Origin of the sequence: Fusobacterium sp. (genome assembly GCF_032477075.1) — a bacterium.
Lineage (GTDB): Bacteria > Fusobacteriota > Fusobacteriia > Fusobacteriales > Fusobacteriaceae > Fusobacterium_A.
Genome location: NZ_JAWDXO010000016.1, coordinates 35823 through 59206, shown reverse-complemented (window position 1 = coordinate 59206; position 23384 = coordinate 35823). Strand labels below are relative to the sequence as shown.

The 23384-nt window shown below is 30.8% G+C and carries 21 protein-coding genes; 13 read left to right on the top strand and 8 right to left on the bottom strand.

The features are described from left to right. Positions 1-371 precede the first annotated feature (371 nt). From cobU to E6771_RS08455, 8 genes are all read left to right on the top strand, one after another. On the top strand, positions 372-935 hold the full coding sequence (gene cobU, locus E6771_RS08490; RefSeq protein ID WP_316090844.1) for a bifunctional adenosylcobinamide kinase/adenosylcobinamide-phosphate guanylyltransferase: 564 nt from the start codon (positions 372-374) through the stop codon (positions 933-935). 17 nt (positions 936-952) lie between these two features. Next, on the top strand, positions 953-1720 hold the full coding sequence (gene cobS / locus E6771_RS08485; protein ID WP_316090843.1) for an adenosylcobinamide-GDP ribazoletransferase: 768 nt from the start codon (positions 953-955) through the stop codon (positions 1718-1720). Positions 1721-1730: 10 nt separating this feature from the next. Continuing rightward, positions 1731-2312 (top strand): histidine phosphatase family protein, encoded by a 582-nt coding sequence (locus E6771_RS08480; RefSeq protein WP_316090842.1) that lies wholly within the window; start codon positions 1731-1733, stop codon positions 2310-2312. Between the two features lie 4 nt (positions 2313-2316). After that, the gene (cobT, locus tag E6771_RS08475; protein ID WP_316090841.1) at positions 2317-3372 is read left to right on the top strand and encodes a nicotinate-nucleotide--dimethylbenzimidazole phosphoribosyltransferase; all 1056 of its coding nucleotides are present in this window, start codon (positions 2317-2319) and stop codon (positions 3370-3372) included. Between the two features lie 8 nt (positions 3373-3380). After that, positions 3381-4070 (top strand): RadC family protein, encoded by a 690-nt coding sequence (gene radC / locus E6771_RS08470; RefSeq protein WP_316090840.1) that lies wholly within the window; start codon positions 3381-3383, stop codon positions 4068-4070. A 9-nt stretch (positions 4071-4079) separates the two neighbouring features. After that, positions 4080-5021 carry a stage 0 sporulation family protein gene (locus E6771_RS08465; RefSeq protein WP_316090839.1) on the top strand — a complete coding sequence of 314 codons (942 nt, stop codon included), beginning with the start codon at positions 4080-4082 and terminating at the stop codon, positions 5019-5021. A 3-nt stretch (positions 5022-5024) separates the two neighbouring features. Further along, the gene (locus E6771_RS08460; RefSeq protein ID WP_316090838.1) at positions 5025-5702 is read left to right on the top strand and encodes a tRNA1(Val) (adenine(37)-N6)-methyltransferase; all 678 of its coding nucleotides are present in this window, start codon (positions 5025-5027) and stop codon (positions 5700-5702) included. A gap of 89 nt (positions 5703-5791) precedes the next feature. Then, positions 5792-6220: an ankyrin repeat domain-containing protein gene (locus E6771_RS08455; protein ID WP_316090837.1), complete on the top strand. Its 429-nt coding sequence runs from the start codon at positions 5792-5794 to the stop codon at positions 6218-6220. Positions 6221-6361: 141 nt separating this feature from the next. Here the strand turns inward: E6771_RS08455 and E6771_RS08450 are convergent, their stop codons facing one another. Beyond that, on the bottom strand, positions 6362-7669 hold the full coding sequence (locus E6771_RS08450) for an NCS2 family permease (protein WP_316090836.1): 1308 nt from the start codon (positions 7667-7669) through the stop codon (positions 6362-6364). Positions 7670-7703: 34 nt separating this feature from the next. Beyond that, positions 7704-9458, bottom strand: coding sequence for an adenine deaminase (gene ade, locus E6771_RS08445; RefSeq protein ID WP_316090835.1), 1755 nt, complete (start codon positions 9456-9458; stop codon positions 7704-7706). A gap of 153 nt (positions 9459-9611) precedes the next feature. Between ade and E6771_RS08440 the strand changes: the two genes are divergently transcribed. The 5 genes from E6771_RS08440 (at position 9612) to E6771_RS08420 (ending at position 14444) form a co-directional block, all read left to right on the top strand. Further along, complete coding sequence (locus tag E6771_RS08440) at positions 9612-9734, top strand: hypothetical protein (RefSeq protein ID WP_316090834.1); 123 nt, start codon at positions 9612-9614, stop codon at positions 9732-9734. After that, complete coding sequence (locus E6771_RS08435) at positions 9722-11116, top strand: sigma-54 interaction domain-containing protein (protein WP_316090832.1); 1395 nt, start codon at positions 9722-9724, stop codon at positions 11114-11116. Before E6771_RS08440 ends, E6771_RS08435 begins: the two co-directional genes overlap by 13 nt. A 12-nt stretch (positions 11117-11128) precedes the next feature. Continuing rightward, positions 11129-11428 carry a DUF6506 family protein gene (locus E6771_RS08430; RefSeq protein ID WP_316090831.1) on the top strand — a complete coding sequence of 100 codons (300 nt, stop codon included), beginning with the start codon at positions 11129-11131 and terminating at the stop codon, positions 11426-11428. A gap of 316 nt (positions 11429-11744) precedes the next feature. After that, positions 11745-12911: an alanine dehydrogenase gene (locus E6771_RS08425; RefSeq protein ID WP_316090830.1), complete on the top strand. Its 1167-nt coding sequence runs from the start codon at positions 11745-11747 to the stop codon at positions 12909-12911. A 135-nt stretch (positions 12912-13046) separates the two neighbouring features. Beyond that, positions 13047-14444, top strand: coding sequence for a sodium/glutamate symporter (locus E6771_RS08420; protein WP_316090829.1), 1398 nt, complete (start codon positions 13047-13049; stop codon positions 14442-14444). 83 nt (positions 14445-14527) lie between these two features. On the opposite strand, the gene zupT is transcribed toward E6771_RS08420, so the two are convergent. The 6 genes from zupT to pta form a co-directional block, all read right to left on the bottom strand. Continuing rightward, on the bottom strand, positions 14528-15304 hold the full coding sequence (gene zupT / locus E6771_RS08415) for a zinc transporter ZupT (RefSeq protein WP_316090828.1): 777 nt from the start codon (positions 15302-15304) through the stop codon (positions 14528-14530). A gap of 73 nt (positions 15305-15377) precedes the next feature. Further along, entirely contained in the window at positions 15378-16271 is an 894-nt protein-coding gene (locus tag E6771_RS08410) for a pyridoxamine kinase (protein WP_316090827.1), read from the bottom strand. A gap of 378 nt (positions 16272-16649) precedes the next feature. Continuing rightward, positions 16650-17249 (bottom strand): pentapeptide repeat-containing protein, encoded by a 600-nt coding sequence (locus E6771_RS08405; RefSeq protein ID WP_316090825.1) that lies wholly within the window; start codon positions 17247-17249, stop codon positions 16650-16652. A 102-nt stretch (positions 17250-17351) separates the two neighbouring features. Next, positions 17352-20936 carry a pyruvate:ferredoxin (flavodoxin) oxidoreductase gene (gene nifJ / locus E6771_RS08400; RefSeq protein ID WP_316090823.1) on the bottom strand — a complete coding sequence of 1195 codons (3585 nt, stop codon included), beginning with the start codon at positions 20934-20936 and terminating at the stop codon, positions 17352-17354. Positions 20937-21053: 117 nt separating this feature from the next. Then, a complete protein-coding gene (locus E6771_RS08395) occupies positions 21054-22256 on the bottom strand; it encodes an acetate kinase (RefSeq protein ID WP_316090822.1) in 1203 nt (400 codons plus the stop codon). Between the two features lie 36 nt (positions 22257-22292). After that, positions 22293-23291: a phosphate acetyltransferase gene (gene pta / locus E6771_RS08390; protein ID WP_316090821.1), complete on the bottom strand. Its 999-nt coding sequence runs from the start codon at positions 23289-23291 to the stop codon at positions 22293-22295. Positions 23292-23384: the final 93 nt, after the last annotated feature.

Sequence of the window (23384 nt, the reverse complement as noted above, 5' to 3'; positions counted from 1 at the left end):
GAAAAAGAATATTTACTAATTCAGGAAAGCTTAAAAAAACTGAAAGAAGAATATGGATCAAATAATAAGATAATATTAAATCTTTTTAAAAAATATGGAGCAATTTTTATTTAGAATTAGTTTTTTGATAATATATTCACTAAGTATTAAAGAAATTAAGTAAATGCTTTTATTATTTTCTTTTTGTTACTACTTCTAATTCATATAATAATAATTATTACTATTAAAAATATATTAATACATCAGCCTCTCAACTAAAAATAATTGAGAGGCTTTTTGTTTAACATAGGGTATAAGGAGAAAATCAAGTGTAAAATCTAGAAAAATATGATATAATTAATTCATTGAAATAAAGTAGAGGAGATGACAAATTGGGAAGAATTATTTACTTTACTGGAGGATCTCGAAGTGGAAAAAGTAGACATGCAGAGCAGTATATAATAGATAAAGAATATAAAAATAGAATTTACTTGGCAACTGCAATTATATTTGATGATGAAATGAAAGCCCGTGTAGCTAAGCATAGAGAACAGCGAGGGGAGAATTGGATTACTATAGAGGGGTACAAAAATACAGTAGAACTCATAAAATTTCATATTAAAAAAGAAGGAGTTATTCTGTTGGATTGTCTGACAAATATGATAACTAATCTTATGATAATGGAAAAAGAGTATGATTGGGATCATATGCTTGATGAAGAACTTACATTGATAGAAAATGATATAAAAAAAGAAGTAGAAAAACTTCTGGAATATATAAAATCATCAGATCAGGATATTGTTGTAGTTTCCAATGAAATAGGTATGGGAATAATTCCTGCCTATGCTCTGGGAAGACATTTTAGAGATATATGTGGAAGAATGAATCAGATGGTAGCAGCTAAAGCTGATGAAGCATATTTTGTGGTTTCTGGAATAAAGATGAAATTAAAATAGTTTTAGGAGGATATTTAATGAAAGGAATATTGTTACTTTTTAGATTTATGACTAGACTTCCTATTGGATTTGATCCAAAATTTGATTCTGATGAATTAGGAAAAAGCATGAAATTTTTTCCAGTAATTGGAATGATAATAGGGCTTATACTTTTTGGAGCATTCTGGTTGCTGTATACTGTTGTATACTCACCAATGGTCATGGCAGTACTATTGGTAATTATAGAAGTAGTATTGACAGGAGGACTTCATTTAGATGGGTTGGCAGATACATTTGATGGAATATTCAGCTACAGAAGTAAGCAGAAGATGCTTGATATAATGAAAGATTCAAGATTAGGTACCAATGGTGGACTTGTTCTTATATTATATTTTATGTTGAAAGTAGTTCTTTTAGTGGAAATATCAGAATTTGCTGGGCTTAATATGGGAATACTTCTTCTTATAGTTCCAGTTATAGCGAGATTAAACAGTGTGGTAAACTGTGCTTCAGCTCCATATGCAAGATCTACTGGAATGGGAAAAACTTTTGTAGATCATACTAATGGAGGAGAAGTAGTTATTGCAACAATATTGACAGCAGTATTTGTTGGAGGAGCAGCCTATTTATTTGGACTTCCTTATACAATTTTGATTGTGATACCAATAATAATGTTGTTAGGATTTTTTTATGCGAAACTTATGACTAGAAAAATTGGTGGTATTACAGGAGATACTTTAGGTGCAGTAGTAGAACTTTCAGAGATAATAGCTATGTTTGTTATATATATATTAGCAGCTGTCTAGGTGGTATAAAGTGGGAAAATTGATAATTGTCAGGCATGGCCAGACTCAAATGAATGTTGAAGGAATATTTTTTGGAAAACTTGATCCAAGTCTCAATGAGATAGGAAGATTACAATGTAAAAAGTCAAGTAATATATTAAAAGAATATGGTTATGATGCAGTTTATTCAAGTGATCTTTTGAGAGCATCAGAAACAGCAGAGCTAGTAAATTATCTAAAGCTTCCTGTTAAATATGATAAAAGACTTCAGGAAATAGATTTTGGAATCTTTGAAGGGTTAAGTTATAGAGAAATAAAGGAAAAATATCCAGAAGAGTGTGAAAAAAGTAAAAATGAGTGGAAAACATTTGATTTTGTTACTGGAGAAAGTCTGGAGGGACTTCAAGGCAGAGCTGTAGAATTTATAGAAAGTCTTGATAAAACAAAAAATAATCTAGTGGTGACTCATTGGGGTGTCATCAACTGTATATTGAGCTGGTATTTTTCAGATAAGCTGGAAAGTTACTGGAAATATAGTGTAGAAAATGGAGGCATCTGTATAATAGAATTTGCAGATGATTTTCCAATATTAAAAGGACTAAACATAGGGTGATAAGATGGAAGAGTTAAAAAAAATTATTGGAGGAATAGAAGGGGCAGATAGAGAGGCTGTAAGAGCAGCACAGGAAGAACTTGACAGAAAAATGAAGCCTAATGGGAGTCTTGGAACTCTTGAAGATATAGCAATTAAACTTGCAGGAATTGGTGGGTTTCCTGTGAAAAAAATAAATAGAAGATGTCATATAGTAGCATCAGCAGATAATGGAGTAATAGAAGAAGGAATTTCTTCATGTCCTTTGGAATATACACGTATAGTATCAGAAGCTATGCTCAATAAAATAGCAGCCATAGGTCTTTTAACAAAAACATTAGGAGTAGATTTCAATCTTGTGGATATAGGAATAAAAGATTCTATCCCTAGAGATTATACTAATTTATATAGAAAAAATGTAAAAAAAGGAACCAATAACTTTTATAAAGAAGCAGCAATGACACAGGAAGAATGTGTAAAAGCAATAATGGTAGGAATAGAATTGATAAAGGAAAAAGCAGAAGCAGGATATGATATTTTTTCAAATGGAGAAATGGGAATAGGGAATACTTCAACAAGCTCAGCAGTTCTATATTCTTTTACAAAAGGAGATATAGATAAGATAGTTGGCAGAGGGGGAGGACTTTCTGACAGTGGTCTTATTAAAAAGAAAAAAATAATAGTTGAATCTTGCGAAAAATATGATACATTTAATATGGAGATAGTAGATGTACTAGCTCATGTAGGTGGATTAGATATAGCCTGTATGGTAGGAATGTATATTGGAGCAGCAAGATACAAAAAACCTATGCTTGTAGATGGTTTCATATCAAGTGTAGCAGCTTTGGCAGCTTGTAAAATAGAACCAAAGATAAAAGATTATATAATTGCAACTCATATGAGTGAAGAACCAGGAATGGAATTAGTATTAAAAGAACTGGGAGAAGAGGCATTTTTTAATATGAAAATGAGACTGGGAGAGGGAACAGGAGCAGTACTTGCTTATCCTATAATTGATTGTGCAATAGAAGTAATAAATGGAATGAAAACACCAACAGCAGTGTATGAACTTTTTCTTTAGGTGAAGATATGGAAAAATATTCTTCAGAGGGACATAGAAAAAGACTTAAAGAAAAATATATAAAAAGTGGCTATAATGCTTTTCATGAGTATGAAATACTAGAAATACTTCTCACATATTCAATTCTTAGAAAGGATGTTAAACCTATAGCAAAAAAACTTTTAGAAGTATTTGGCTCAATGGGAAAAATATTTGGTGCAGATATAAAGGAATTAATAAAAATAGATGGAATAGGAGAAAGCAGTGCTGTTTTTCTTAAATTAATGGGAGATATAGCTAAAAATAGTTTTAAGGAAAATTTGGAAGACAATGATATTTTAAATATAAAGAGTAAAAATGACTTGATATCTTATTTGAGAGGAGATATAGGTTTTTCTAAAAGAGAAGAATTTAAAGTGCTGTTTTTAAATTCAGCAAATAATTTAATAGCAAGCGAAACGCTTTTTTATGGTACAATAGATAAAAGTGCAGTTTATCCAAGAGAGATAGTTGAGAGAATAATAAAGAATGGAGCTAAATCAGTAGTTTTTGCCCATAATCATCCCTCTGGAAATATAAGTCCATCAAAGCAAGATATAGAACTGACACAACATATGTATGATAGTCTTAAAAATTTAGATATAAGACTGATTGACCATATAATAATTACAAAAAATTCCTATTTTAGTTTTTTAGAAGAAGGATTGATAGAATATTAGGAGGAATTAATGGAAGAAAACAGAGTAGAACAGAAAATTGTTTCAAATGAAACTATTTCTGTTCCAGCAGAAAAAAAGCTATATAAAGTACTTGGAGTAATGTTTGAAATAACTAAAAAAAGATATTACTTTGAAGTTGTGGATGATATTGAATATAAAAAAGGTGATAAAGTAATTGTTGATACAGTCAGAGGAAAAGAGATAGGAATTGTCTATGGAGAGCCTATGATGATGAAGGAGGAGCAGCTTGTCCTTCCTTTAAAACCTGTTCTCAAGAAAGCTGATGAACAAGAAATAGAAAGATATAATGAATTGAAGGAAGAATCAGCTAAAGCTAATATCCAATGTAAAGAAAGAATAATACACCACAAACTTCCTATGAAACTTGTAGGTACTGAATATACTTTTGATAAAACTAAGCTTATTTTTTATTTTACTGCTGAGGGAAGGATAGACTTTAGAGAATTAGTAAAAGATTTAGCTAATATCTTCAAACTAAGAATAGAACTTAGACAGATTGGTGTAAGAGATGAAGCAAGAATATTAGGAACTATTGGTATTTGTGGGAAAGAATTATGCTGCAGAACTTTTATAAATAAATTTGATTCAGTATCTATTAAAATGGCAAGAGATCAAGGACTTGTAATAAATCCAGCTAAGATATCTGGAGTTTGTGGAAGACTTCTTTGCTGTATAAATTATGAATACAGTCAATATGAGCAAGTATTAAAAAGTTACCCAGCTGTAAATCAACATGTAAGAACAATAAAAGGAGATGGAAAAGTGATAAGTATAAGTCCATTAAATGGTTTTCTTTTTGTTGATGTGGAAAATATAGGTATTATGAAATTTGAGATTGATGAAGTAAAGTTCAATAAAAAAGAGGCAAGTAAACTAAAAAGTGAAAAGACTCAAGAAGAACTTGAACATAAAGAACTTGAAAAGGAGTAAATAATGTTAGCAAATGAAGATATTACATTGCTGACTGGAAAATATAAGCTTATTCAAAAGAAAGATGGGTTTAGATTTTCTGTAGATGCAGTAATCTTATCAGATTTTTTTGCTTATCCTAAAAAAGGCAAGATACTAGATATAGGAACTGGAAACGGAATTATTCCTATACTTCTTTTTTCAAAAGAAAAAGGAGAAAATATAACTGGAATTGATATACAAGAAGAGAATGTTGAGTTGGCTGAAAAGAATATTGAGTTCAACTTTCTCAATAAAAATATAAAAATAGTACATGGTGATGTCAAAGAATACTCTATGGGAAATTCTTTTGATTATATAGTTTCAAACCCTCCATATATGAAAGTGGATGGGAAGAAACAAAATATCCTTAGCTGCAAATCTATAGCAAGACATGAAATAGAGTTAAATCTTTTTCAATTGGTACAAAATGCAAAAAGACTTTTAAAGCCAATTGGAAGCTTTTCCTTAGTTCATAGAAGTTATAGATTCACAGATATATCAAGAATTCTTGAAGATAGTGGGTTCTCTCTTAAAAGGGTAAGGTTTGTTTATTTTTCTAAGGAGAAAAATTCTAATCTTGTTCTGATTGAAGCATGGAAAGGAAAGAAATGCAAATTAGAGATTGAACCACCACTTTGCTTAGAGGAGAGTGGTTACTGAAGATAGGAAGCTATTAAGATAGAGTTTTGAGGATTTTTAAAAATATGTAATTAAAAAAATTAAAAGGAGAATATTTTTAGAGGTGACAAATGGAACTTTTGAAATTTTTAGAAGAAAATGATTTAAAAGCATTTAAAGAAAATTTAGATATGGATAGCATTGAGGAAATTGATGAAAATGGAAATACTATTCTACATTATTGTGTTGAAGATGGAGCATATGATTTTATAGATGCTTTGGTATATTGTGGAGCTGATCCTAATGCTAAAAACAAAGATGGAGATACACCTGTGCATATAGCAGCAATAAAAGATTTAGGAAAAATAATGGAACTTCTTTTAGAATTTGGAGGAGAAGTTAATATCAAAAATAATCATCAAAGAACTGCTTTAAATCTTGCTACTGCTTTAAAGGCAAAGAGTGTTCTAAAAGTTATAGAAAATAGTGGAATAGGCTATTCAGATATGGTAGGAAGAGAAAAGATATCTCATCATAGAAGATTAGAAGAAGAATATTAAAATTTATAAAAGCTGGCTAATTAAAGCCAGCTTTTTTGTATATGAAATTAAAATATAATAAAAAAAGTTTTAGAAATTTTTAATAGAAAAATCTATTAATTTCTAAAACTTTAATTACTATATAATATGAAATAAGATATTTTATTTTATAAAGTAAAATACCATAATAGCAGCAAGAACATATAGTCCAATACTTACTTCTTTAGCTTTTCCAGCACCGATTTTAACTACAGCATAAGAAATTATTCCAGCACCAACTCCATTAGAAATACTGTTAGTAAATGCTGTACAGATAATCATAAAAAATACAGGAAATGATTCAGTGAAGTTGTCATATTCAATATTTCTCATTCCACCAAGCATAAGAATTCCCATTATGATAAGAGCTGGAGCAGTTGCAGCAGCAGGTACCATAAGAGCTAATGGGCTCAAAAATAAACTAAAGAAGAATAAGATTCCAGTAGAAACTGCAGTAAGTCCTGTTCTTCCACCAGCACCAACCCCAGCAGCAGATTCAACAAATGTAGTAATAGTAGTAGTTCCCATAGCAGCACCAACTACTGTACCAAGAGCATCTACCAGAAAAGGTTTTTGAATATCAGGAAGATCTCCATTTTTATCTAAAAGACCAGCTTTTTCAGAAACCCCCAGTAACGTTCCTAATGTTGAGAAAAAATCTCCAACAAAGAATACAAAAAGTATAGGGAGTACTTTTATGCTTAATATATTTGAAAAATCTAGTTTTAAGGCGATATCACTGATAGTACTAGGCATAGCTATAAAGCTGGCAGGTATTTTTGTAACCCCTAAAGGAATTCCTATAAGAGTTGCAGAAACTATTCCAAGAAGCATATCACATTTTACTTTTCTAGCAGCAAGTATAGCTGTAATAAAAATACCAAAAAGTGCAGTCATAGCTGCTGGATTACTTAAATCACCAATTGATACAGAACCATTTACAGCTTTCATAAGTCCGCCATTTTTAAAACCTAACTCAATAAGAAAAATTCCAACTGCTGCTCCTATACCTAACTTTAAACTTTTAGGAAGAAATTTTACAATAACTTCTCTAAAACCAAATATAGACATAAGAAGGAAGATTATTCCAGATACAAAGTTCATAGCAAGACCTTGCTGCCATGTTACAGCACCACTTCCAACTAATGTCATAGCAAGGAAAGCATTACTTCCCATAGCTGGTGCAAGAGCAAAAGGAAGTTTAGCATAAAGTCCCATAAGAAGTGTAAAGATACAAGATGTAATAGCAGTTACTGTAAAGACTTGGTTAGCAGGCATACCTGCCCCTTTCATAATCAATGGATGAACTATTAAGATATATGACATAGTCATAAAAGTAGCCAATCCAGCTCCCATTTCAACTTTGATATTGCTTCCTCTTTCTGTTATTTTGAAGAAATTATCCAAGAAACCTTGATTTTCACTGTTCATTTTTTTGTTTTTCCCCCTCGTTAAAAAATATTATTTAAAATTGCTTAATAACTTTTTGATTGACTACATCTATAAGTCCAAGATCACTCATCTTTACCTCTGGAATAACAATAAGGGCCAGAGTACTAGGTCTAGTTATTGGACTGTCAGTTTCTATACCATAAGTTCTAAGAAGAGCATTCATTCTTTGAATATCTAAACTGACATCTTTAGCAGAGTTTTGAGAAAGCATACCAGCTATTGGAAATGGAAGTTCATCTACTATCTTTCCATTTTCAGCTACAACAACTCCTCCACCTATTTCAGCTATTCTTTTAGAGATAATGACAGCATCCTGAGGGTCATTATATATTATAGTAATATTATGAGAATCATGAGAGTAAGTAGTTCCTACAGCTCCCTTTGCCATATAGAAATTTTCAACTACAGCTAAAGCTATATTATCATTATGGTATCTGTTGGCAATAGCAACAAAGTTTAGTTCAGTTCTGTTAAGATCAATGTATCCATCTTTTACAGGAACTTCAAATACTTTTTTTCTAGTAATACTTCTTACTCTGTCTGTATATTCCATACCAGTAATTTTAATTTTTCCATTTTCTACAGGGACTTTTATTTTAAAATCTTCTACAGAAAAATCCTTTATAGTTACAGTATTTCTATTTTCTATTTCAATAATAGGTTTTTTAATTTCAAAAGTCATTTGATCATTTTCAGCAACTAATTTACCTTTATAATATACAGATTTGACATTGATATCTTTAAGATTATCAAAAACTACCATATCAGCAAAATATCCTGGTGCTATGGCTCCTAACTTTTCTAAATGATAAGCTTGAGCAGTATTTAAAGTGACTGCTCTTATTGCCTCTATTGGATCAAGACCAGCTTTTATAGCAACTCTTACACAATCATTTATATGACCCTTCTCAAGAATATCTTTAGGTTCTCTATCATCTGTACATAAAGTTAAATTTCTAGGAGATTTAAGATCTTTTATATTTTCAACAATAGAAGTGATATTCTTAGACATAGAGCTTTCTCTAGCATCTACAATCATTCCTTTTCTTATTTTTTCTTTTGCATGGATTCCATTTCTTACTTCATGACATGATACAGGACCACCACATAGATAAGCAGAAAGATCTTCACCAATCACTTCGGGAGCATGACCTTGAAGAAATTTATTTTTTTGATATGCAGCATCTATTATATCTTCCATTCTCTTGTCAGAATTGATGACACCAACATAGTCCATTACTTCTCCCAATCCTAAAACTCTGTCTTTATCCAACATTCTGTCTATCATATCAGCTGTAAGTTCAACTCCAGTAGTTTCAAGTCCCACTACTGATGGAACACATGAAGGAATAAGAAAATATTGGTTCATAGGAAGATTTTCAGAAGCTTCAAGCATATAATCAATACCCTCTTCTCCCAAAGCATTTCCTATCTCATGTGGGTCTGCTATTATGGTAGTAGTTCCTTTTGGAATAACAGCTTCAGCAAAGTGATATGGAGTTAAATGACTGCTTTCTATATGAAGATGTGAGTCAATAAATCCAGGAGCAAGAAATTGTCCTTTTAAATCTACAATTTTTTCAGCTTTTTTATTTTTATCATTTTCAATTTCTACTACATCTGCAATATATTCATTGTATAGATATAGATTAGCCATATAGATTTCTCCAGAAAAAACATTTACAAGATTAGCATTCTCTAACTTTAAAGTAGCCTCTCTTTTTCCAAGAGCAGTTTCTATAAGTTTTCTTCTATCTATTTTATTCATTTATTCCTCCTCTGATGAAATTATATCATTTTTAAAAATATACTATATTATATACTAAATTTTGAAAAACGTAAATAAATACATTTCAGTCTTGATTAAATAAGAGCTTTTAATTTTAAAATTTAAGAGAGTATATTATACACTGTAAATAAAATGAAAATTATGGTTATCATCATACTAAATTGTTTTAAAAATATAATAAAATATGCTATTATAGTAATAGATAATAATAAAATAACTGGGGGAGAAACTAAGGAGCAGCCATGGAACTTATAAAAAATCTTTTTGGGGAAAAAGGTTATATTGATGGAATAACAATTATTGATACAAAGGGAGAAATATTATTTACTGTTAAGTTTAATAGTAAACTTAACAGTAATAATGTAGGTTATGAGATAATAGGCAAGAATTTCTATGAGATATATGAAAATCTTTCTGGAAATAAAAGTAGTATGTATAGAGCTATGGAATTAGAAATGCCTATATATGTTAAAAATCAAAAATTAAAACCCAAAAATCATAAGGAGATATTAATCTCTTCATTGTCAATACCTATAAAATCAGGAGGAAGGATAGTAGGAGCCATTGATTTATCTTCAGAAGAAATGAGTGATTCTAAAAAATTTGAAAAAGATACTGAGATAAGTTTAGATGAATTAAAAAAAATAAATTTAAAAAATCTTTCTTTAAATAAAAATGGTGCAAAATACACTCTCAATAATATTATTACTAATAATTTTGAAATGAAGCAGTTAAAAGAATTCATAAAAACCATATCTGATTCATATCTTCCAGTAATGATTTATGGAGAAACAGGAACTGGGAAAGAACTTTTTGCTCAGGCTATACATAATGAAAGTAAAAGAAAAGATAGACCTTTTATAGCTCAAAACTGTGCAGCTATACCTGAAAATCTTCTTGAAAGTATATTTTTTGGAACATCAAAAGGTGCTTTTACAGGGGCAGTAGATAGTCCAGGATTGTTGGAGACAGCAGATGGAGGAACTATTTTCTTAGATGAAATCAATTCTATGCCAATGAACCTGCAATCTAAATTATTGAGAGCACTGCAGGAGAATAAAATCAGAAGAATAGGAGCAAAGGATGTAATAGATATCAATGTTAAAATAATTGCTGCATTGAATAAAGATCCTATGAAAGCTATAGAAGACAAAGAATTGAGAATGGACCTTTACTATAGGCTTAGTGTTTTAAATATAACTATTCCTCCATTGAGAGAAAGAAAAGATGATATATCTGTTCTTGTAAATTATTTTGTTGCTAAGTACAATGAACTTCTTGAGAAGAATGTCAGATATATTTCAAGTGATATATGTCAGACATTTCAAACATATGATTGGCCAGGTAATGTAAGAGAAATAGAACATATAGTAGCTTTTGGTATGAGTGTTATAAGACCAGATGAAGAGAAACTTGAATTTTCAGATTTAGAAAGAAAGTGGATAGAAATAACAGGAAAGAAAAAACAAAAAACAGAGCTTCCTGTTAAAGATTTAAAAACAATGGTAGAGGAGTATGAAAAAAGTATGATAGAAAAGGTTTTGGAAATATCTGCACATAATATAACAAAAGCTTCATTGATACTGAAAATACCGAGACAAACTTTACAAAGAAAAATAAAACAATATGAATTATAGGAGATGAGAATATTGAAAAAGAAATTTGCATTTATACTTATGGGAAATCATTATACTCCAGAAGAGCACAAGGCTGTATTTGAAACTGAAAATCAGGTAACTTATATTTGTACTGTGAAGAACTTTGATGAAATGAAAGATAAAATAAAATATTTAATGGAAGAAGGAGTTGGAGCAATAGAATTATGTGGTGCTTTTGGAAAAGAAAAAGCAGATGAAATAGTTAAGATGACAGATAATAAGGTAGCAGTTGGTTATATTGTACATGATCCATCTTTAGATCCTTTATTTAAGAAGTTTTTTGGCAATTAAAATAAAATACGAATAAAAAATTATTCAGCCTGGAAATTTTGCAATTAAATTTCTGGGCTTTTCTTTTTTGCTCAAATATGATTAGAAAATCAAAAACTGGCATTAAATTGCCCAAATATGAGCAATATATATAATTTATAATGAATTAAATCAGAAATTTCATCATAAAAATAATACAAAAAATTAAAATTTTAAAAAATTTTTTAAAATAATGACATATTTTATCTCTTTTGGGCCACAAAAAAAATATTATTTATTGGCATAGTTATTGCTTTATATTAAGGCATAAATAAAGCAATATACCAAGGAGGATAAAATGAAAGTAGGATTATTAAAAGATATTAAAGATGGAGAGTTTAGAACAATAATGACACCTAATGAGGCAGCTGAACTAATTTCTCTAGGAGCAGAAGTATATGTAGAAACTGGTGCTGGCGCTGGTGCAAGTTTTGAAGATGCAGATTATGCAAAAGCAGGAGCAAAAATAGCAAAAGATATGAAAGAGATTTATGCAACTTGTGACTTTGTTACAAAAGTAAAAGAGTTAGAGGAATGTGAATTTGATCTTTTAAGAGAAGGACAGATAATATTTACTTGTCTTCACCCAGCAGCTTCAAAAGATGAAGTAGACGTTTTATTAAAATCAAAAGTTATAGCTTTTACAGCAGAAGATACTCACAGATATGGATCACCTAACTGTGAAATAGCTGGAAAATTAGGACTTTTAAAAGGTGCTGAACATCTGTTAAGAACTAATGGTGGATCTGGACAATTAATATGTGGAGCAGGAGGAGCACCAGCAGCAAATATCCTTATTATAGGAGCTGGACTTGCAGGAACAGGAGCATTGCAATTAGCTTATGGACTGGGAGCTAACATAACAGTTATGGATATAAATGTAAAAATATTGAGAGATTTAATAGAAAAATATCCTGGAATCAATACAATGATATCTAACTCAGCAAATATAAAATCTTTAATGCCTAATCTAGATATAATAATAAACTGTGTAAAATGGCCTAAACATAGAAAAGATCATTTAGTAACTAGAGAAATGCTTTCTATGATGAAAAAAGGTTCAGTAATAGTGGATGTAAGTGCTGATGTAGGAGGAGCTATTGAAACTTATCATCATACTACTCATGAAAATCCAACATTTGTTGTAGATGGAATAGTACACTATGGAGTGGATAATATACCAGGAGCAGCTTCAAAAACTACATCTATAGCTTATGCAGCAAGTGTTATAGAACATTTTAAATCAATAGTTCAAAATGGTGTAAAAGAAGCATGCAGACTTAATGGATATCTTAGAAGAAGTATGACTTCATATATGGGAATACTTACACATGAAGAAACATCAGCTATTCAAGGAAGAGAATGGGTAACTCCAGAAGAGATGTTAGGATTAGAAGAAGGAACTTATGATATAGCACCTAAAGCTACAAGTACTTCATCAAAACCTACAACTTGTAAAAAATAGCCAATCATATATCCAAACATAGATTGTACTTTAGAAGGATGGATAAAGTAAGAAAAAAGCTAAGATCAGAGCATTTCACTTTATCCATTTTTTTCTAAAAAGTAAAAGGGGAAAATTTTATTATAGGAGGTAATTATGGATTTTAGTATTGAAGTGTTGTTTTTAGATTTAATGAAAGCAGCAGTACTTATTTTTTTAGGACATATGTTGAGGAGTAAAGTTAAATTTTTACAAAACTTGTATATACCATCAAGTTTAATAGCAGGATTTATAGGATTAGCTTTAGGGCCATATGGGGTAAATATTTTCCGTTTTTCAAGTCATATGGGAAATTATACATCAGCATTTATGGTTATTGTATTCTCAGCTATTGCTTATGGAAGCTTTTCTGTAGTTAAAGAAGAAAAAAGACTTGGAGAGTTAAAAGAATCAAAAGGAGAAAGTTTAAAAAGAATACTTGCCTTATATATTTATCGTTCTATTGCATCAATATTAGTGTATATAGTGCCAATTGGTGTAGGAGTTTATATTATTAATAAATTTATAATGAAACTGCCAGAAGGGTTTACAATTCTAGTTGGTGGAGGTTTTGTTGGAGGGCATGGAACTAATGCGGCATTTGGATCAGCAGTAACAGAGGCAACTGGTTGGACAGGAGCTACTGATGTTGGAATGACATTTGCTACTGTAGGAGTTCTTATAGGACTTATTGGTGGAATAATAATGATAAAAAATGCAACTAATAAGAAATATACAAGTTTTGTAAATAGATTTGATGCTTTGCCTGAACAATTTAAAACTGGATGGATGCCAGAAAATAATGAACCAGAAATGGGAAAAGAAATGGTAAGTCCAATAGCTTTAGATCCATTAGCTTGGAGTTTTTTAATGATAATAATTCCAACTGGATTAGCTTATGCAACTATAAAGTATGTAAGGATATATCTTTCTACAATGCCTACATATCTATGGGCATTTCTTATAGCAGTTGCTATGACACAATTATTAAAATATTCTGGAATTGGGAAACATGTAGATAAACGTTCTATTTCAAGAATAAGTGGAAGTGCAACTGATTTCCTTGTATTCTTTGGAGTAGCAGGGATAAAAATAGAGATAGTTATGCAGTTTGCAATGCCTATTATAGTCTTATCAGCTATGGCTTTAGGAAGTTTATTACTTTGTATGTATGTTATTGGACCTCGTTTGAATAATAAATATTGGTTTGAGCGTTGTATATTCGTATATGGATATTGTACAGGAGTATATGCAATTGGGTTGACTCTACTAAGAATATGTGATCCAGAAGGAAAATCAAAAACTTTAGAAGATGCAGCTGTAACTTCTCCAATAGATTTTGTTGAGTATTATACTCTGTTATTAGGACCAATCTTATTAAGTACAGGAAGAGTAAATACTTTCATGACAGTTATGGTCATAACATTAGCAGTAAGTTTTATAGCAGCATTTGTATTGAAATTATGGAATGTACCACATAAAGAAAGGCTTAGTGATGCAGAGTTAGAAATATAATAGATGAATATTTAAAGAACAGATAAAAAGAAGGATGACTAAAAAGTTAGAATTATATTTCTACTTAAAAAGTCATCCATTTTTTATATTACATGTGTTAAAGGCATTAATATAATACCTGCAAAAGTTGCTATCAGCGCTTCTTTAGTGTATCCATACTGCCTTGAACTGGGAAGAAGTTCTTCAATGGCTATGTAGAGCATTATTCCTGAAATAATTCCAAAAATCATACCAAGAGTTAAATCATTTATATAAGGTTTAAGTATAATGAAAGCTAAAAGAGCTCCAATAGGTTCAGCTATTCCTGATAAAAAAGTATATTTAAAAGCTTTCATTTTACTTCCAGTAGCAAAATAAATAGGCATAGCTACAGATATTCCTTCAGGGATATTGTGCATAGTTATAGCTAATGCAATAGAAATTCCCAAAGTCATATTATCATAACCAGCCATAAATGTCGCTATTCCTTCAGGAAAGTTATGCAATCCAATAGCAAGAGTAGATACAAAACCTACTCTAAATAGATTTTCATGTTGTTTACCATCCCCATGTGGTTCATCTTCATGGGGAACAAATTTATCTAAAAGGGCTGCCAATAATACTCCAATGAGAAGAAAAACTACCCCTAAAACTACTCCTATTTTTTCTCCAGCATAAGCGGCTAGTAAAATATTAGCATTGGGCATAAGATCAGTGAATGATACACTTATCATTACTCCACCAGCAAATCCAAGTGATACAGTTACCAGTTTTTCACTTTTTTTATTAGTTATAAATATTATAAAAGCCCCAAGTAGTGTTGACATTCCAGCCAAGAAAGATAATGTTAATGCTCTTATCGCTGCTACATCTTGAAACATTTATTCACTTCCTTTCTTTAAATTATAAGATTTTATATATATTACAAAAAAGATGTATAAATTCCTTTATAAATTATTCCTCATTTTTTAAAAGTTCATAACTGCTTGAAATAGTTGGCATTTTTAATACATCAAGCATTCTTTCAAGAAGAACTCCTTCTCTATTTGGATATTTGAAACCATAACTTGCTAAAATACATTGGGTAATGAATTGTACCCCTCTCTCTATAGCAATAGGAAGACTGTCTCCTTGAAGAAGACTTCCTATAACAACACTTGTATATGCATCTCCAGTACCAGGATAAGAAGCTGGAATATATTTACAGCTTACTTTCCAAAAAGCATTATTTTCTCTGTCATAGGCTACAACATTTGTTTTTCTATCAGTTGAATGTGAGTCTTCATCAGGAACACTTGTGGCTATTACTATTTTAGGTCCCATTGCTGCAAGTTCTATAAGCCATTCCTTTATTTCAGCTTCACTTATTTCTTTTTTATACTCTTTGTCTAAAAGAAAAGTAACTTCTGTAAAATTAGGAGTTATTATATCAGCTTTCCCAATAAGTTTTTTCATTTCTTCTACCATTTCTTTTTCCATTGTTCCATACAGTCTACCATTATCTCCTAATACAGGGTCTATAACAGTAAGATTATTTTTATGACCAAAAAAATCGACAAAATCAGCTACTATTTTTATTTGTCTTGGAGATCCTAAAAAACCAGAATATATACAATCAAATTCAAGTCCCAATTTTTTCCAATGTGCTATATGCTGTTCCATATAATCTGTAAGGTCAAGAAAACTAAAACCTTCAAAACCACCAGTATGAGTAGAAAGCACTGCAGTGGGAACAGGGCATACTTGTAATTTCATACTTGAAAGTATAGGTATAATACTTGTTAATGAAGATCTTCCATAACCAGAAAGATCATGAATAGCTGCTACTTTTTTTACTATATTATCCATTTTATTCCCCTTTTATTTTAATTTGTATGTTTTTTTATTCTCTTGTAATCTATTATATTAATTTTAGGGTCATTTTCTAATTTTATGAATATGTTTTATACCTTGAATTCATAAAATTTCTAACTGACAATAAATACATGAATAATTACAAGTTTTATGAGGGATAGAACTTATTCCTAAAGAATTTTCAAGTCTTTATGAAGAGGCACAACCCAAAATAGATTTCGTAGTTTCCATATTCTTTTTCTCTCAAGTAATTAAAATTTAAGATTATTGTATTTTAAATTAAAAAAATATTTCCATACTCATTATACAATATTTTGCTGAAATAATCTATAAGAGAGTAAAAAAAGCCACTTATAAGAGCTTTACATATTATTATTTTATTTTTATTCCAATAATTAGAGCTATATCCATAGTTTGAGTTATACTGAGCTGCATACCTCTTAATTCACTATAATTATCAGATACTCTTATATTTTCTATTATACAATTTGAAAAATCTATTCCTTTCAATGGAGTTTTAAAAAAATCAGCATTAGAAAAATTCACATTATCTAATTTAATTTTTTTCATTTTTATTTCAGAAAGAAATCCATAATTAAAAAAACTATCTTTAATATTCATATTTTCCCAAAGAGAATTAGAATAATTTCCATAGAAAAAAGAGCTTTTATTTATATCAACAGTTTTAAATATACTCTGATTAAAGTCACATCCATCTCCATTACAATTATTTATAATACTTGATTTCCAATAAGAAGAAATAAATTTACAATTTTTAAAACTACATTTAATCATTTCTACATGAGAAAAAGAAGAATTAGTAAAATCACAATTTTCAAATTTACATTCTTGAAATATACTTCTTTCAAAATCTATTCTTTTTATTTTAATATCTAGAATTGTTTCTTGAAAATATTCACCACAAACTGGAATTTCTTCTTCAATAGCTTTAAATATATCTTGTTCTAACATAATAACTCCTTTTCTATCTATTGATTTATTCAATTTTATTATACCATAAAAAAGAGACTGACCATAGGTCAGTCTCAAAAATACTTAGATATTAAATCTTTATTATTTTTTTTCAGAAGCAAAGTCCATAGAAGCAAGTCTTTTATATTGTCTCCATCTTCTTTGAGCTTCAAATTTGTTCAATTCAAATAATTCTTTAGCATGAGTTGGATTGGCTTTAGAAAGAGTAGCATATCTTACTTCTCCTAATAAGTACTCTTCATATTTATCCCAGTTAGGTTCTTTAGAATCTATTTGTAATGGGTTTTTACCTTCTGCTTCAAGAGTTGGATTGTATCTGAATATTGGCCAGTATCCACATTCAGTAGCAAGTTTCATCTCATCTTGAACTTTAGACATACCTTTTTTCAATCCATGATTGATACAAGGAGAATAAGCAATGATTAAAGATGGTCCATTATATGCTTCAGCTTCCTTAAGAGCTTTCAGGTATTGTTGTTGATTAGCACCCATACAAACTTGTGCAACATAGATATGTCCATAAGACATAGCTATAGCAGCAAGGTCTTTTTTCTTAACTGATTTACCAGCAGCAGCAAATTTTGCAATTGCTCCTGTAGGTGTTGCTTTAGAAGCTTGTCCTCCAGTATTAGAATAAACTTCTGTATCCAAAACTACAATGTTTATATCTTCATTAGAAGCTAAAACGTGGTCAACACCACCATAACCGATGTCATAAGCCCAACCGTCTCCTCCGAAGATCCATTGAGATTTTTTAATCAAGTATTGCTTTAAGCTTAAAATTTCTTTACAGATATCACAATCTTTTCCTTCAAGAGCAGCGACTATTTTAGCAGAAACTTCTTGAGTTTTAGCAGCTGATGATCTGTTTTCAATCCATTCTTTAAATAGTTCAGCAACTTCTGCTGGAACCTTATCCATATTTTCTTCCATTATATTTTGAAGTCTGTCTCTCATAGTTTCAACAGCTACATGCATTCCCATTCCAAATTCAGCATTGTCTTCAAATAGAGAAGAAGCCCATGATGGACCATGTCCATTTTTATTAGTTGTATATGGAGTAGCAGGGGCAGATCCACTATATATTGAAGAACATCCAGTAGCATTAGCTATCATCATTCTGTCTCCAAATAATTGAGTAATTACTTTAAGATATGGAGTTTCTCCACATCCTGGACAAGCACCATGGAATTCGAATAAAGGCTGAGCAAACTGAGAACCTTTTACAGTATCTTTAGACATTAAGTCACTTCTGTATTCAACACTGTTGAATAAATACCCAGCTTTTTTGTCTTCTCCAGCTTCTAGAGAATCAGCAATAGGTTTCATAACTAAAGCTTTTTCTTTAGCAGGACATGTATTAGCACAAGATCCACATCCAGTACAATCTAGAGCAGAAACTTGCATTCTATATTCAAATCCTTCTAATCCTTTTCCAATTGGTTTTATAGTTTTTAACTCAAGTGGAGAAGCAGCTTTTTCTTCAGCAGTCATCAGGAATGGTCTTAAAACTGCATGAGGACATACATACGAACATTGATTACATTGAATACAGTTTTCAGCAATCCAAACAGGAACATGAACTGCAATTCCTCTTTTTTCAAATGCAGAAGTTCCATTTTCAAAAGTTCCATCCTCGTATCCATCGAATGCAGATACAGGTAAGTCGTTTCCTTTTATAGCATTAACTGGTTTAACAATTTTTTCTACAAATTTTTCAGTTTTAGTCATATCAGTACTGCAAGTTCCACAACAACAGTTTTCATGTTCATGTCCTGAGCAATCACAAGTAACATCTAAATCAGCCCAAGCTGGATCTACAGCAACTTCAATTAATCCTTCTGCTCCTTTATCAATAGCTTTATAGTTCATTTGAACGATATCGTCACCTTTTTTAGCATAAGATTTTTTAGCATAATCTTTCATATATTGTTGAGCTTCTTCAAATGGAATAATATCAGCTAGTTTGAAGAAAGCAGCTTGCATGATTGTATTAGTTCTTTGTCCTAATCCAATTTCTTCAGCTAGAGCAGTAGCATTGATTATAAATAATCTAGCTCCATTTTTAGCTAAATCTTTTTTTACTTTAGCTGGAATTTCATTTACAGCTTCTTCTGGAGTCCAGATGCAGTTGATTAAGAAAGATCCACCTTTTCTGATTCCAGAAGTCATATCATATAGATGTAAGTAAGCTGGTACTGAACAAGCAACAAAACTTGGATTAGAAATTAAGTAACTTGCTTTGATAGGAGTTTTTCCAAATCTTAAATGAGATCTAGTAACTCCTCCTGATTTTTTAGAGTCATATGCAAAGTATCCTTGAGCATATAAATCAGTTTTATCTCCAATGATTTTGATAGAGTTTTTGTTAGCTCCAACTGTTCCATCAGCTCCAAGTCCAAAGAATAGACATTCTTTAACATCTGGATTAGTAACAGAGATAGGTGCTCCAACTTCTAATGAAGTGAAAGTGACATCATCAACAATACCAACAGTAAATTTATTTTTTGGTTGATCTAATTTTAAATTTTCAAATACTGCAACTACTTGAGCAGGTGTAGTATCTTTAGAAGACAATCCATATCTTCCACCAACGATTACTGGGGTATTTTCTTTTCCATAGAAAATTGATTGAATATCTTGTAATAAAGGTTCTCCAATTGATCCAGGTTCTTTAGTTCTATCTAATACAGCTATTTTTTTAACTGTTTTAGGGAATACATCAAAGAAATATTTTTCAGAGAATGGTCTGAATAAGTGAACAGAAATTAATCCAACTTTTTCTCCCTTAGCATTTAAATAATCAATTGTTTCTTCAGATATAGGACAAATAGATCCCATAGCTATGATTATTCTTTCTGCATCTGGTGCTCCATAGTAATTGAAAGGTTTATAGTCTCTTCCAGTTGCTTTAGAAATTTCAGCCATATAATGAGCAACCACATCAGGTACAGCATCATAGAATTTATTTTGAGATTCTCTAGCTTGGAAATAAATATCATCATTTTCCGCAGTTCCTCTAGTTACTGGATGTTCAGGATTAAGAGCTCTTTCTCTGAAAGCTTGAACTTCATTCATATCTATTAAGTTTTTGAAAACTTCATAATCCATAACTTCTACTTTTTGAATTTCATGAGAAGTTCTGAATCCATCAAAGAAGTGCATAAAAGGAACTCTTGTTTTGATAGCTGCTAAGTGAGCTACTCCTGCAAGGTCCATAACTTCTTGAACTGAGTTAGTTGCTAGCATAGCGAATCCAGTTTGTCTAGCAGCATATATATCTTGGTGATCTCCAAAAATAGATAAAGCTTGAGCTGATAGAGATCTTGCTGATACATGAATAACTCCTGGAAGAAGTTCTCCAGCTATTTTATACATGTTAGGTATTTTTAGTAATAATCCTTGAGAAGCAGTATAAGTTGTTGTCAATGCTCCTGCTTGTAAAGACCCGTGCACAGTTCCAGCAGCTCCTGCTTCTGATTGCATTTCTACTACTTTTACTGGTACTCCGAAAATATTTTTCATTCCTTTTGAAGCCCATTCATCTGTGTATTCAGCCATTGGAGATGATGGAGTGATTGGGTAGATTCCAGCTACTTCTGTAAACGCATATGAAGCGTAAGCAGCAGCTTGGTTACCATCCATAGTCTGCATTTTTTTAACCATTACAATATCCTCCTATAATTTTAAAGTATTTTTAAAAAATTACTCTACTATATATTTTAAATCATTATTAAAATTTGTCAATTATAAATTCACTTTTTTTTGATATTTTTTAACAAACTATTTTCCAAAAACAATTTTATAAGTATCTCTAGCTATTACAAGCTCTTCATTTGTAGGTATTTTATAAACTAAAACTTTAGAATCTTCAGTAGAAAGTTTTACATTTCCTTTTTTTCTAACAGAATTAACCTCTTTATCAATTTTTGCTCCCATAAACTCAAGACCACTAATGGCAGCTTCTCTTATTCCAGCAGCATTTTCTCCGATTCCTCCAGCAAAGCAGATAGCATCTACTCCACCCATAGCAGCAGCATAAGCTCCTATGTAAGATTTAATTTTATAAATAAACATTTCTTCAGCAAGTATAGCTCTTTCATCTCCTTCAGCTACACCATTTTCCATATCTCTGCAGTCAGAAGACTTTCCATAGATTCCCAATATTCCAGATTCTTTATTTAATCTGTTATCCATTTCTTTATCAGTTAATCCTCTTTTATTTTTGATAAATAAAACAGCAGCAGGATCAATATCCCCACATCTAGTTCCCATCATAAGCCCTTGTAAAGGAGTAAGCCCCATTGAAGTGTCTACACATTTTCCATCTACTACAGCTGACATAGATGCACCATTTCCTAAATGGCAAACAATAATTTTTGAATGCTCAGGATTTCCCATAATCTCTCTCATTGTTTCAGAAACATAAAGATGAGATGTTCCATGGAATCCATACTTTCTAACTTTTAATTCTTTGTAATCCTCATATGGTAAAGCATACATATATGCTTTAGCAGGCATTGTTTGATGGAATGCAGTATCAAAAACTCCTACATTAGGTTTACCAGGCATAAGAGCCATGCAAGTTCTAACTCCCATTAAATTAGCCGGATTATGTAATGGAGCAAGGTCATTGTTTTCTTCAACAGCTTTAATAACCTCTTCATTTAACAATACAGATGAAGCAAATGTTTCTCCACCATGAACCATTCTATGTCCAATAGCCCCAACTTCTTCAACAGAAGCAATAACTCCATGTTCCTTGTCAATTATTGCTTTAATTACTAACTCTAATGCTTCTTTATGAGTAGGCATAGGTTTTTTTATTTCAATTTCAAAATCTTTAGCAGGTACTTCATACTCCATTCTAGAACCATCTATTCCAATTCTTTCACAAAGTCCTTTTGCAAATATTTCTTTAGTTTCTGGATTCATTAATTGATATTTTAATGATGAACTTCCACAGTTTATTACTAAAACTTTCATTATACGTTTAACCTCCAAGATTATATTTTTTTATTATTACTCAGCTGCTTGAACTGCTGTAATTGCTACTAAGTTTACAATGTCATCTACTGAACATCCTCTTGATAAATCATTAATAGGAGATGCAAGTCCTTGAATTAATGGACCATATGCATTAGCACCAGCCAATCTTTGAACTAATTTGTATCCAATGTTTCCAGCTGCAAGATTAGGGAATACTAAGATATTTGCACTTCCTGCAACTTTAGATTCAGGACATTTTTTCATTGCTACTGATTTAACGATGGCAGCATCAGCCTGTATTTCAGCTTCAAAAGGAAATTTAACTCCTCTTTCTTTTAAAATGTTTCCAGCCTCTTTAACTACATCAACATCAGGATGACTTGCAGAACCTTTAGTTGAGAAAGTCATTAAAGCAACTTTTCCTTCCATTCCAACTACATTTCTAGCAGTAACAACTGAAGCTTCAGCAATATCTGCTAATTGTTCAGAAGTTGGAACTGGTATAACTGAACAGTCTCCAAATAATAAAACTTCGCCATAAGTTTCTTGTCTTTCTGTAAGTTCCATAACAAACATAGAAGAAACAGTTTTTATTCCAGGTTTAGTTCCAATGATTTGTAATCCAGCTCTCAATACATCAGCTGTAGGTGAATCTGACCCAGATACCATAGCGTCAGCATCATTTAATTTTACCATCATAGCTCCATAAAAATTAGGTTCAGTTGACATAATTTCTTTAGCTTTTTCAAAAGTCATTCCTTTTTTTGCTCTTAATTCAGCAAATTTAGCTGCATATTCATTTAACTTTGGGGAATTAGCAATTTCAATAATTTCAACTCCTTTTAAAGAGATTCTTAAATCATTAGCTACTCTTTCCATATCTGCTTTAATTCCTAAAACAACAGGTTTAGCAAGCCCTAATTCAACTATTTTAGCAGCAGCAGTAACTACTCTTTCATCTTGTCCTTCAGGCAATACAACTGTTTTACCAACTGTTCTTGCTTTTTCTCTTATTTTAACCAAAAAACTCAAAACAATCACTTCCTTAATATTATTTATTTTTTAGATTTTTATCTTTCATGTTCACAGGACATACTTATCCCTTAAGTGTTAAATATATACTAA